The sequence below is a fragment of the Exiguobacterium sp. s6 genome (assembly GCF_018618155.1).
GTDB lineage: Bacteria > Bacillota > Bacilli > Exiguobacteriales > Exiguobacteriaceae > Exiguobacterium > Exiguobacterium mexicanum_A.
In genome coordinates this window covers 160,807-172,667 of record NZ_JACSLN010000003.1, presented here as the reverse complement: position 1 = coordinate 172,667, position 11,861 = coordinate 160,807, and the positions used below count along the sequence as shown (strand labels likewise).

Sequence of the window (11,861 nt, the reverse complement as noted above, 5' to 3'; positions counted from 1 at the left end):
GCTCATATCAATCGACCGTGAAGGAGAAAATCATGAATTCAAGAACCCAGGCTCGTAGACGTCGCAAAGGCCCGTCTGCGTTTTATAAGCTGTTCAGCGCCCTCGTATTGATTGCCGTCATCGTAGGCTCGAGCATGTATGGGACAGCGTTTTATAAAGCACATAACATGTTGTCCGGTACGCAAGTGACACTTGAGGATGATGCGACCCTCGAACCGACGCGATTCGATAAAGAGGATACCGAGAGCTTCCTCGTGCTCGGAACTGACTTATCCCCGAAAATGAAAGCTAAAGGAGCATATGGCCGCTCTGACGTCATGATTGTCGTCATTTTGAATAAGAAAAATAAGCAGACGACGATGCTCAGCATCCCGCGTGACTCGTACGTCAATATCGACTACACGGGCTTCAACATCCCGTATGGGAAGACTGGACTCGATCAAGATAAGATCACGCACGCACATTATTTCGGATCGATGGACGAGTCGAACCCGAACAATGGGATGCGAGTAGCGACGAATACAGTAGAGGATTTGGTAGGTATCGATATCGATCACGTCGTCTCGCTCAATTTTCAAGGATTTATTGACTTCATTGACGCGGTAGGAGGCGTTTCTGTAGACGTCGCGTTTCCTTTTGAAACAATCAAACATACTACGTCCAAAGAAGTGATTCGTGTCGAAGAGGGCCGTCAACGGCTATCAGGTGAAGAGGCACTCGCTTACGTCCGGAACCGCTATGACGACCCACGCGGTGACATCGGGCGCGGACAGCGCCAGATGGAAGTGATTAACGCGGTCCTTGACCAAGCGCTCGGCACATCACTCATCAACAACTATGACAAGGTGTTGAAGGCGGTCGGTGACAACATGCAGACGACGCTCGGTCCAAACGACTATATGCGTCTGATCGAAGACGTTGGTGCCCTCAACAACACGGTCCAGTATCAGTTGACCGGTGAAGGGGCCCGCGGCAACGACGGCCATTTCTATTACTTCTTGAACGAGCCGTTACTCGAAGAAGTCCGCTATCGCGTCCAACAGGCCGATGCGGGCAATGAAGTGGAGGCGATGACCGATACAGAGCTCGAAACGTATATGTATGACCCTGCCGGCATCACGTACGAAGCACAATAAAAAATGGTTTGCCGTCCGCGGCAAACCATTTTTTTTACGTCCGATCCATGGAGACGGTGAACGAGTAGGCGTCACCACGGAACAAGGACCGGCTATATTCAAACATGTCCCCGTTTTCGAGATACGTCCGTTGGTCGATCAAAAGGACAGGGGCGTTCGGAGAAATCGTCAACAGCTTCGCTTCCTCCGGTCCCGCACTCCGCGCCTCAATTGTTTGAGTCGCATTTTTAAGCCGGAGACCCGACTGCTCGGCAAACTCATAGATTGAGCCGACGGCAACCGTCTCGGTCAGTTCTGGCAACAAGGCGACCGGGATATACGCGGTCTCGAGGGCGAGCACGTTCTCATCGGCGAGACGCAACCGTCGCATCTCATAGACGGGGGTATCGAGGGACACGCTCAACTTTTGAGCGATTTTCGCCGGGGCTGGAATCGTCTGGAACGATAACAGGCGGCTGAACGGTCGCATGCCTCGATGTTTGATTTCTTCTGAGAAACTCGTCAATCCAGACAAGGCCATCGTGATTTTCTTGTTGGCGACGAACGTTCCCCGGCCTTTTTGCCGGCTTAAGTAACCGGCGTTGACCAAGTTCGTGATCGCTTGTCGGACCGTCATCCGACTGACGTTATAGCGCTCGGAAAACTCCCGTTCGGATGGAATCGATTCTCCGGGTTGAAGCTCGCCGGCATCTATTTGTTGCTTTAAATAGGCTTCGATTTGATAATAAATAGGTAGCGGTGATTGTTTATCAATCTGTAACATGCATATCGCTCCTGACTTCGAAAGTAAGTGTTTCTTATTATAGACCAAATTAGACTAGTTGTCTGAACATATCCTACAGAAAAGGCGGCGGCAGCAATGAATTCATGGCAATTTGAAACGACGGTGACCGAGACCCACACCGATGCGCGCGGGACATGGATCGCGCTTGAATCCACATTATTTTATGCAGAAGGCGGGGGACAACCACCGGATGCCGGCACACTCAACGGAGAGCCCGTGCTCGATGTGCAACGGGTCGATGAGATCGTCTGGCACTTGATCGAACGTGCGCTTGAACCTGGAACGCTTGTGACCGGCATCGTCAACGACGCTGTCCGACGCGACCATTCGATTCAACATACGGCCCAGCACGTGTTGACGGCTTTGCTAGAGGATGAGTACGGTATTCAGACGCTCAGTTTTGGGATTGGGCCTGAGGAATCGTCGCTTGAGATCGAGACGGACGTGTTCGATTGGGATCAAATCGAATCGTTAGAACGGGACGTGCAACGTATCGTTTTTGAAAATCGCCCCGTCTCCACATATGAACTGTCGTCCGAAGAAGTCGAACAAGACCGTTTACGAAAAGCGACCGACCGCACCGGAACCGTTCGCATCGTCGCCATCGACGGCCTCGATTACAACGCCTGTGGCGGGACCCATGTGGATTCAACGGGTCAACTCGGAATCGTCCATGTGACCTCGATGAAGAAAGTCCGCGGTAACGTCCGTTTGACGTACGTCGCCGGTCTTCGGGCCTTGGCCGCGGTCCATTCGTCCCGGACCGCACTACGGACGATTCACCAAACGTTGTCGACGACGAACGAGACGGTCGCCGCCCGTGTCATCGAAGAACGGAATCTTCGTCTCGAGCGGGACAAAGAAGTGAAGGCGCTCGAGGCCCGCGTCGCGAAAGCGAAAGTCGCCGCCTTCTTGCAAGAAGACAATTATGTCATCACCCACATCGGCAAGACGGAAGCAGAGACGCTCACGACGACGATCGTCGAACGGATCGCCGCGACCGGACGGATTGCCGTCGGAGCGAACCACTCGGGACAGAAGCTGTGGCTCATGCATGATGGGACACACGACATCGCCATCGGTAAGTTTTTGAAACGGACGCTCGACGACCTCGGCATCGGTCGAGGGGGCGGCAGTCACAAACAAGCGCAAGCCCGCTTCGAGTCTATCCTCGAGTTAGAACGAGCGACAGCGGAGATTGTGAAGCGGCTACAGGAAGGAATGGTATCATGTTGAAGATTGAACACGGGAACGACTCGAAACTGATTGAACTGGCCCGGTCTGTGCGGGAAACGGTGTTTATTGGTGAACAAGGGATCGCGCCGGAACTTGAGTATGACGAACTCGACCCGGACTGTATCCATTTTGTCGGAATGGTGGACGCTGAGCCTGTCACGACGGCACGTCTGCGCCCAATCGGTGACGGGGTCGGGAAAGTCGAACGGGTCGCCACACTTGCCACGAAGCGCGGCAACGGGTATGCCAAGGAGATCATGCTCTCGATTGAATCTGTCGCGCGGGCGAGGGAGTTACACGAGCTCAAACTAGGGGCGCAACTGACGGCACTTCCGTTCTATGAACGACTCGGGTACGAGGCGTACGGCGATGAATTTTTAGATGCTGACATTCCACACCGGATGATGCACAAGGCGTGGTGACCATTGTTTGAAATTTTCCTTTTTTCTAAAAAAAGGTTGGCAAGCCGGGAAGCATTTGTTATAACTAAAACTAACAACTGACAGATAGAGGTTGCGAATGACATGAGTAAGCTTGATCGACACGGACGCATTCCGGATCGAGCCGAAAGGGGAAATTCGCCGAAGTCGACGTTCGCATGCGTACGAACGAAGGCTGGGGTAGTCGTGAATAACGCCTACACTGCCATGGATGAAATGCCATGGAGCGCTATCTACGGAACGATTTTTTAATCGTTTTTCAACTGCGCGTACAAGCGGCAGACCGTAGGGAGAGTGCTTCCTACCGGTCTGCCGCTTTTTCTGTTGGTGGACATCATGAAAGTGGGGAACCTGATGACAACCGTATTGAAATTCGGAGGCAGCTCCGTTGCCACGATTGAACAAATCCAGGCCATTGCTGAATATTTACAGACTCGGGCCGCCGCCGGTGAAAAGCTCGTCGTCGTCGTTTCCGCGATGGGGAAAACGACTGACTCACTCTTGTCACTCGCCAAACAAATCACGGAACGCCCGATGATTCGTGAACTGGACCGCTTGCTCGCGGTCGGTGAGGAGCAGACGATCAGCCTGCTCAGCATCGCTTTAAACTCTCGAGGCGTGGCTGCCATCTCGCTTACCGGACAACAAGCCGGGATCGACACGATGGGCATTCACACGAAAAGTAAAATCAAGGCAATTCGCAAAGAAGTGCTCGAAGAGAAGCTCCGGACATATGACGTCGTCATCGTCGCCGGTTTCCAAGGTGTCAACGAGTTCGGTGATGTGACGACGCTCGGACGAGGCGGATCGGATACGACCGCTGTCGCCTTGGCCGCCGTCCTCAGCAAACGCTGTGAGATTTACACAGACGTCGCCGGTGTTTATACGGCTGACCCGCGCATCCATCCGACGGCCCGCCGATTAGATACCGTCTCGTATGACGAGATGATGGAGATGAGCGCGCTCGGGTCGAAAGTGATGGAGATGCGTAGCGTAGAGCTCGCGAAAAAATTTGATGTGAACATCTTTGTAGGAAAGACGCTTGCGAGCGAAGGAGGAACATGGATCATGGATATGACACAGGCGATGGAACAAAAAGCGGTGACGAGCGTGAGCGTCGTGAAGAACGTGCTCAGCGTCTCAATCAAACATATTCCACATTCGGTGGCAGGAGTTGCCGACATTTTCGAGAAATTGTCACAGCGTCATGTCAATATCGATATGATCAGTCAGACCGCGTTCGATGGTGAAGTATTCCTGTCGTTCACCTGTCCGCTCGATGAAGAAGCGTTTCTCGAAGAGGCGCTCGCGGAACTGACTGAGACGTTCCCACAAATCAAAATCGACCGTCATACCGAGCATGCGAAAATCTCGGTCGTCGGCATCGGCATGCGTGACGCGACCGGAGTCGCGTCCGAATTGTTCGCCACGTTCCGTGAAAGCGGGATCCCATTCTATCAAGTCACGACATCCGAGATCAGCATCTCGTACACGATTAACGATCAAGACGTTGAAACGGCGGTCGCAGCCATCGCCGAACGTTTCCATTTATAAGGGGGAGTCACCATGTATAACGTAGCCGTCGTCGGCGCGACCGGAGCCGTCGGTCAAAAAATGATTGAAGTCTTGACCGAATACGAGTTTCCAATCAACGAATTATTGCTTTACGCTTCAGCCCGTTCAGCCGGAAAGACCGTGAACGTGAACGGAAAAGATGTCGTCATCCGGGAACTGTCGGACGCGATTTACGCCGACCCAATCGATATCGCGCTTTTCTCAGCCGGGGGGAGCCTCAGTGAACAATATGCACCTCGTCTGAGTGAACAAGGGGTCATCGTCATCGATAACTCGAGCGCGTTCCGGATGCAGGCGGACATCCCGCTCATCGTCCCGGAAGTGAACCGAGTCGAACTGAGCCCGGACAAGACACTCATCGCCAATCCGAACTGCTCGACGATTCAATCGGTCGTCGCACTCGCGCCGCTTGCGGAAGTATACGGGTTGACGCGCGTCGCTTACACATCGTATCAAGCCGTCTCCGGGTCGGGTCAAAAAGGGATTGAAGACTTGGAACGCGGAGCGCGCGGCGAGGAACCGAAAAACTATCCGTATCCGATTTACGATAACGTCTTGCCGCACATCGATGTGTTCTTAGAGAACGGTTATACGAAAGAAGAACAGAAGATGATCGAGGAAACACGTAAAATTTTGAACGCGCCGAACCTCGGGGTGACGGCGACATGCGTCCGTGTCCCGGTCCGTAACAGCCACGCCGTCTCCATCACGGTCACGCTCGACCGCGAGGCGACGCTAGCCGAAGTGAAAGCCGTGCTCGCGGACGCGCCAGGTGTCGTCCTCATGGACAACCCGGGCGAACTCGTCTACCCGACACCGCTCGATGCGAACGGGACAGACGACGTGTACGTCGGTCGTGTCCGTGTCGACGAGTCACAGCCGAACACGTTCCATCTCTGGTGTGTCGCTGATAACGTTCGAAAAGGCGCGGCAGCGAACGCCGTCCAAATCGCCCAATGCATGATTGGGCAGACTGCTACAAAATAAGGGGGAGATTATATGTTCACAGGAGTCGCAACCGCACTCGCTACACCGTTTCAAGCAGACGGTCAGCTAAATCTCACAGCGTGGGAAGCGTTGATTGAAGATCAAATTAAAGAAGGTGTCAGCGGTCTCGTGATCGGGGGAACGACCGGTGAAGGCATGACCATCACGGACGACGAGTTCGAGACGCTTCTCGTCAAAGCGATTGAAGTCGCTGCCGGTCGCGCCGTTATCATCGCCGGAACCGGGTCGAACAACACGGCGCTCAGCATTCAAAAGACGAAACGGGCCGCCGAACTCGGAGCCGAGATGGCGATGGTCGTCACGCCTTATTACAACAAGTCGACGCAAGCAGGTCTGATTGCCCACTTCACAGCGATCGCCGACGCGTCACCGATTCCGCTCATGCTCTACAACGTACCGTCACGCACGGGTGTCGCCCTAGATCCGGCAACGGTTGGGGAACTCGCCGATCACCCACGCATCGCTGCGCTCAAGGAAGCGAGCGGGGATATCTCGGTGATGGCTCAAATGATGGCGCACGTGCCGGAAGGCTTCCCAGTCTATTGCGGGAACGATGATCAAATCCTTCCTTATATGGCTTGGGGCGCGCAAGGTGTCGTCTCGGTCCTCTCGAACGTCTATCCGGGCGCGACGGTCGCTTTAGCCGAAGCGCTCCTCGCCGGAGATTTAGAGACGGCCCGCACATGGCAGCTCCGACTGCTCCCGGTCATCGACGAATTGTTCGCGGAAGTGAACCCGATTCCGGTCAAAGCGGCATTGAATGCACGCGGCTTCGAGTTCGGTGCACCACGTCTCCCGCTCGTCCCGATGAGTGCGACGGCCGAGGCCCGCTTGTTGTCGGCAATGGAGCAGTTCAATGAGGTGAGACAGTGAACTTACTCATTCATGGCTACGGAGCGATGGGACAGATCGTCGAAGAAGTCGCCCGGACACAAAACTTGAACGTTGCGGCCATCGTCTCACCGGCCGGAGGGGAGCATCCCGTCTCGTTGCAAGACGTCGAGGCCGACGTCGATGTCGTCATCGACTTCTCGAACCCGGCACTGTTAGATGACGTGCTCGCGTTCGGGAAAGCCAAGCAAATCCCGCTCGTCATCGCGACGACGGGCTTCTCGGAAGCGGAACTCGCCAAAATTGAAGCGGCGTCTCAGGAGATCCCGATTTTCCAGTCGTATAATACGTCTTATGGGATCGCGCTCTTGAAACAGCTGCTCGACCAACTCGTCCCGCTCACGCTCGGTTATGACATCGAAGTGATTGAGGCACACCACCGTAAAAAAGTCGACGCACCGAGCGGCACGGCGGAATTGCTCGCCCGTGCCATCGAAGCCAAACGCGATGTGACACCGGTATATGACCGGACACCGCGTCGCGAAGCGCGTGCAGCCGATGAACTCGGCATGCACTCGGTGCGCGGCGGCACGATCTTTGGGGAACATACGGTGCTCTTCGCCGGAGACGACGAAATGCTTGAATTGAAACATACGGCCCTGTCCAAACGCGTCTTCGCGAACGGGGCACTCGCCGCGGCGGCGACGATTCTCGACCGCCCGGCCGGACTATATAATTTAACGAACCTATACGAGGAGGCCACTCATGTTACTCACAAACGCTTATGAAATCGCGCAATACATTAAAGATGCCAAGAAAGAAACACCTGTCAAACTATACGTCAACGGTCAATTGGCCGGTCTGACGATCGAAGATGCCAAAGCTTTTGGAACAGACGAGTCGAAACTGTTCCTTACAACGGCTGAACGTGCGGCTGCTTTCCTAGAAGCGAACGCTACCGTCATCACGGACACGCACCTCGAGTACGATCGCCGGAACAGCGCCGTGCCGATGCTCGACACGACGAAATTGAACGCGCGCATCGAACCAGGTTCGTTCATCCGGGACCACGTTCAAATCGGCAATAACGTCGTCGTCATGATGGGTGCCGTCATCAATATCGGTGCCGTCATCGGTGACGGATCGATGGTCGACATGAACGCGGTCATCGGTGCCCGTGGAACGCTCGGGAAGAACGTCCATCTTGGAGCCGGCGCTGTCGTGGCGGGTGTCCTTGAGCCACCTTCAAAAGACCCGGTCATCATCGAAGACGGTGTCATGGTCGGTGCGAACGCCGTCATCTTGGAAGGCGTCCGTGTCGGTGAAAACGCAGTCGTCGCAGCAGGGAGTGTCGTCACGCAAGACGTCCCAGCAGGAAGCGTCGTCGCCGGTACACCAGCCCGTGTCATTAAGCAAAAAGATGAAAAAACCGCAGAAAAAACACAACTTGTTGATGACTTACGCTCCCTGTAACGTATAATAGACAGAAAATATAAACAATGAATGGGAGAGTTGAACAATGGAACAGTATGGACAATGGATGTGGCAAGACGGGGCTTGGATCGAGCCGAGTGACGCGAACACGAGTATCATGACACACGCGATTCACTACGGTAGCGGGTTCTTCGAAGGGATTCGGGCATACCATACAGAGGAAGGCCCGGCGATCTTCCGACTCCGTGAACACTTGGAGCGACTCGTTCGTTCGTGTGCATACTATCACGTCGACTTGCCGTACACGGTCGATGAGCTCGAACAAGCGACAATCGAATTGATCGAACGCAACGGCTTCGAGGCTTGTTACATCCGCCCATTCGTTTTCCTCGGCACACCTTGGCAGGCACTCATGCCGACGCAGGAAACGAAAGTACACGTCGCGATCTCGTGCTGGCCGCTCGGCGAATATTTCAGCAAGACGGTCGGGATTCGCGCGAAAGTCGCCTCGTATCGTCGCGTTTCTTCGACGATGATGCCGATGCAAGCGAAAGCGGCGGCGAACTATATGAACTCGCAACTCCTTAAAGGAGAAGCGGTGCGCGATGGATATGATGAAGCGATCGCCCTCGACATGAACGGAAACGTCAGCGAGGCGAGCGTCGCCAACATCTTCCTCGTCAAAGGAAACAAAATCTTCACACCGTCACTCGATTGCTCGGTGCTCGACGGCATCACGCGTCAAACGGTGATCGAACTCGCCCGTGAGGAAGGGTTCGAGGTCATCGAGCGCCACATCGGACGTGACGAACTATATGTCGCAGATGAAATCTTCTTAACGGGGACGGCGGCTGAAGTGACGAGCGTCATCGAAATCGACAACATCTCAATCGGCGGCGGCGTCCAGACGGTCGCGACGAACATGCTCGCGCGTTACCGTGAGGCTGTGACGGGACAAATTCCGACACACCGCGATTGGATCACGTTCGTCAAAGCAGGAGTCATAGAATAAAGGAGTTTTTTGTATGGGAGTCACAATTGACTTGAATGCGATTCGCGAAAACAAACGTCGGATTGAAGCACTTGGCCGACCGGTGTTCGCCGTCGTGAAAAACAACGCCTATAACTTAGGGATGGAGCCAGTTGTGACGACACTGTACGAAGAAGGGGTACGTCACTTCATGGTGACGACGCTGGACGAGGCGAGCGAGGTCCGGGCATCAGCTCAGGAAGCGCGCGTCCTCGTCATGAACCCGGTCTACGACTGGGCAATCGTCCATCGTGACCATCTTGACGTCGCCATCGGTTCCTATGACTGGCTCGTCTCGCAACGGGATCAGTTAGACGGTGTCCGCCTTCATTTAAAGCTCGACGTCGGGATGAACCGATTCGGTGCCAAGACGTTCCAGGAAGCGCTGGCCATCGTCGCGTTTTGCCAAGACGAGGGGCTCGACCTCGTCGGGTTATGTACTCATTTCCCGCTTGCTGACGCCGACAACGCGGAAATCGAACACAGTGTGCACGTGGAACGGTTCGCCGACTGGTCGAATCGTCTCATCGAACGGCATTCGTTCGACATCGTGCATGCGGCCAATAGCGCCGCGACACTACAAGCGGATCCGCGCCTCGGGCATTGCACGCACGTCCGTGTCGGCATCTTTCTCTATGGCTACTCTTCGGTCGAACCGGTCGATTGGCTCATCCCGGCGTTTCACTGGGAAACAGAAGTCGTTGCCGTCCATGACATCGAGGCCGGTGCCCACGTCGGTTACGGTACGGGCTACACGGCCGAGACGAAGGAACGCATCGCCGTGCTCTCCGTCGGTTATGGCGACGGACTCATGCGGGCTCGGCGCTTCTTACCGGCCCACATCGAAGGACGGGCCTATCCGTTCATCAGCAACATCTTCATGAGCCACAGTTTCTTGCGCGTCGATGACACGATTCAAGTCGGAGACCGTGTGGAGCTGTACGGCCATATCACGAAAATCGATGACGTGACCCGCACCGGGCACGCCAATAACTCAGAACAATTATGCGCACGCTCATGGCGTGTCCCGCATCGCTTTGAAGGAGGCAATGTATGTACACCACCAACCAATCAGTTTGTATGATCGAAGGAGTGTCCGTCCTTGAACTTCAAGCGACGTACGGGACACCGCTCTATATCATGAGCGAGCCTGAACTCGAGCGTCGCCTCGGCCTCGTCCGGAACGCGTTCCTCGACAAGTATCCGAACACATACGCGCTCTACGCATCAAAAGCGATGTCGATCGCGGCCGTGTACGATAAAGTGATGGCAGCGGGCTTAAGCATCGACGTCGTCTCACGCGGTGAGATGTTCGTCGCGCTCCACGCAGGTGTCCCAGCTGACCGGATTCACGTCCACGGGTCGAACAAGACGGTGCAGGACATCACGTTCGCACTCGAGAACGGCATCACCCATTTCACGATTGACAATATGCGCGAAATCGGACTGTTGTCGGGCCTCGCGGTCGAACACGATGTCGACGTCGACGTCCTGCTCCGCATCGTCCCACAAGTCGTCGGAGGCGCCCATGAGGCGATTCAGACGGGTGGGGTCGACACGAAGTTCGGCTTCCCGACCCACGACGACACGTATCTCGAAGCGATCAAGGCGACGCTGCAGGCGGAACGTCTGCACTTGCAAGGCATCCACTGTCACGTCGGCTCGCAGATTCAAGAACCGACGTTGTTCATCAATACCGTCAAGACGATGGTCAACTTCATCGAGACGATCCGTCAAGAGACGGGATATACGGCCGACGTCTTGAATATCGGTGGCGGCTTCGGTGTCGCCTATCTCGAGTCGGACGACCCGCTCGACTTCGCCGATACGATGACGCAAGTGATGGACACGCTCGTCGCGGAAGTAGAACGCTTCGGCTTGCCGCTTCCGAAAATCGGCATCGAGCCGGGCCGTTGGCTCGTCGCCAACGCCGGCGCGACGCTCTATGAAGTCGGGACGGTGAAAGATGTGAGCGGTGTCCGCACGTACGTCTCGGTCGACGGAGGCATGACGGATAACATTCGTCCCGCCCTCTATGACGCCGAGTATGACGTCATCGCGGCGACACGGATGGATGAGCCGAAGACGATTGAAGCAAAAATCGTCGGGGCGTGTTGCGAGTCGGGAGACATCATCTCGAACCGTTCGCTCATCCCGACGGTCGAAGCTGGCGATCTCCTCCTCGTCAAAGCGACGGGAGCGTACAATTTCTCGATGGCGAGCAACTATAACCAGATGCTCCGTCCGGCCGTCGTGTTCGTGAAAGACGGGACACATCGTCTCGTCGTCCGCAGACAGACGCTCGAGGACTTGGTCGCCTGTGAGGTCGTTGGGCAATCGACATGACGGTGTAAATCAATAGAGAAAAGGGATTCAGTCACATCACA

General features: G+C 55.1%; 12 protein-coding genes and 1 riboswitch. Of the genes, 11 read left to right on the top strand and 1 reads right to left on the bottom strand.

What is annotated here, in order from left to right:
- Nucleotides 1–32: 32 nt before the first annotated feature.
- Nucleotides 33–1,136: an LCP family protein gene (locus KNP75_RS13615; protein ID WP_215190638.1), complete on the top strand. Its 1,104-nt coding sequence runs from the start codon at nt 33–35 to the stop codon at nt 1,134–1,136.
- Nucleotides 1,137–1,170: 34 nt separating this feature from the next.
- Here the strand turns inward: KNP75_RS13615 and KNP75_RS13610 are convergent, their stop codons facing one another.
- Nucleotides 1,171–1,899 carry a GntR family transcriptional regulator gene (locus tag KNP75_RS13610; protein WP_215190637.1) on the bottom strand — a complete coding sequence of 243 codons (729 nt, stop codon included), beginning with the start codon at nt 1,897–1,899 and terminating at the stop codon, nt 1,171–1,173.
- Between the two features lie 96 nt (nt 1,900–1,995).
- Between KNP75_RS13610 and KNP75_RS13605 the strand changes: the two genes are divergently transcribed.
- The 10 genes from KNP75_RS13605 (at nt 1,996) to lysA (ending at nt 11,820) form a co-directional block, all read left to right on the top strand.
- Complete coding sequence (locus tag KNP75_RS13605; RefSeq protein WP_215190636.1) at nt 1,996–3,156, top strand: alanyl-tRNA editing protein; 1,161 nt, start codon at nt 1,996–1,998, stop codon at nt 3,154–3,156.
- Nucleotides 3,150–3,578 carry a GNAT family N-acetyltransferase gene (locus KNP75_RS13600; RefSeq protein ID WP_214712266.1) on the top strand — a complete coding sequence of 143 codons (429 nt, stop codon included), beginning with the start codon at nt 3,150–3,152 and terminating at the stop codon, nt 3,576–3,578. The genes KNP75_RS13605 and KNP75_RS13600 overlap by 7 nt, the downstream gene beginning before the upstream one ends.
- Nucleotides 3,579–3,655: 77 nt before the next feature.
- A riboswitch (Lysine riboswitch) is annotated at nt 3,656–3,836 on the top strand.
- A gap of 114 nt (nt 3,837–3,950) precedes the next feature.
- A complete protein-coding gene (locus KNP75_RS13595) occupies nt 3,951–5,150 on the top strand; it encodes an aspartate kinase (RefSeq protein ID WP_214712264.1) in 1,200 nt (399 codons plus the stop codon).
- Between the two features lie 12 nt (nt 5,151–5,162).
- Nucleotides 5,163–6,158, top strand: a complete 996-nt coding sequence (locus KNP75_RS13590; RefSeq protein WP_034781260.1) for an aspartate-semialdehyde dehydrogenase — start codon at nt 5,163–5,165, stop codon at nt 6,156–6,158.
- 12 nt (nt 6,159–6,170) lie between these two features.
- A complete protein-coding gene (dapA, locus tag KNP75_RS13585; protein ID WP_128123934.1) occupies nt 6,171–7,052 on the top strand; it encodes a 4-hydroxy-tetrahydrodipicolinate synthase in 882 nt (293 codons plus the stop codon).
- Nucleotides 7,049–7,798: a 4-hydroxy-tetrahydrodipicolinate reductase gene (gene dapB / locus KNP75_RS13580; protein ID WP_128123933.1), complete on the top strand. Its 750-nt coding sequence runs from the start codon at nt 7,049–7,051 to the stop codon at nt 7,796–7,798. The genes dapA and dapB overlap by 4 nt, the downstream gene beginning before the upstream one ends.
- Nucleotides 7,776–8,483: a 2,3,4,5-tetrahydropyridine-2,6-dicarboxylate N-acetyltransferase gene (gene dapD / locus KNP75_RS13575; protein WP_215190635.1), complete on the top strand. Its 708-nt coding sequence runs from the start codon at nt 7,776–7,778 to the stop codon at nt 8,481–8,483. Before dapB ends, dapD begins: the two co-directional genes overlap by 23 nt.
- 46 nt (nt 8,484–8,529) lie before the next feature.
- Complete coding sequence (locus KNP75_RS13570) at nt 8,530–9,456, top strand: branched-chain amino acid transaminase (protein ID WP_214797624.1); 927 nt, start codon at nt 8,530–8,532, stop codon at nt 9,454–9,456.
- A 13-nt stretch (nt 9,457–9,469) separates the two neighbouring features.
- On the top strand, nt 9,470–10,558 hold the full coding sequence (gene alr / locus KNP75_RS13565; RefSeq protein WP_215190634.1) for an alanine racemase: 1,089 nt from the start codon (nt 9,470–9,472) through the stop codon (nt 10,556–10,558).
- A complete protein-coding gene (gene lysA, locus KNP75_RS13560) occupies nt 10,528–11,820 on the top strand; it encodes a diaminopimelate decarboxylase (RefSeq protein ID WP_251128362.1) in 1,293 nt (430 codons plus the stop codon). Before alr ends, lysA begins: the two co-directional genes overlap by 31 nt.
- Nucleotides 11,821–11,861: the final 41 nt, after the last annotated feature.

Excerpts from the sequence above, each read along its gene's own strand:
- lysA (WP_251128362.1), top strand. The coding sequence starts at position 10,528 with ATGTACACCACCAACCAATCAGTTTGTATGATCGAAGGAGTGTCCGTC.
- KNP75_RS13570 (WP_214797624.1), top strand. The coding sequence starts at position 8,530 with ATGGAACAGTATGGACAATGGATGTGGCAAGACGGGGCTTGGATCGAG.
- KNP75_RS13610 (WP_215190637.1), bottom strand. The coding sequence starts at position 1,899 with ATGTTACAGATTGATAAACAATCACCGCTACCTATTTATTATCAAATC.
- KNP75_RS13600 (WP_214712266.1), top strand. The coding sequence starts at position 3,150 with ATGTTGAAGATTGAACACGGGAACGACTCGAAACTGATTGAACTGGCC.
- KNP75_RS13595 (WP_214712264.1), top strand. The coding sequence starts at position 3,951 with ATGACAACCGTATTGAAATTCGGAGGCAGCTCCGTTGCCACGATTGAA.
- KNP75_RS13615 (WP_215190638.1), top strand. The coding sequence starts at position 33 with ATGAATTCAAGAACCCAGGCTCGTAGACGTCGCAAAGGCCCGTCTGCG.
- dapA (WP_128123934.1), top strand. The coding sequence starts at position 6,171 with ATGTTCACAGGAGTCGCAACCGCACTCGCTACACCGTTTCAAGCAGAC.
- alr (WP_215190634.1), top strand. The coding sequence starts at position 9,470 with ATGGGAGTCACAATTGACTTGAATGCGATTCGCGAAAACAAACGTCGG.
- dapD (WP_215190635.1), top strand. The coding sequence starts at position 7,776 with ATGTTACTCACAAACGCTTATGAAATCGCGCAATACATTAAAGATGCC.
- KNP75_RS13590 (WP_034781260.1), top strand. The coding sequence starts at position 5,163 with ATGTATAACGTAGCCGTCGTCGGCGCGACCGGAGCCGTCGGTCAAAAA.
- KNP75_RS13605 (WP_215190636.1), top strand. The coding sequence starts at position 1,996 with ATGAATTCATGGCAATTTGAAACGACGGTGACCGAGACCCACACCGAT.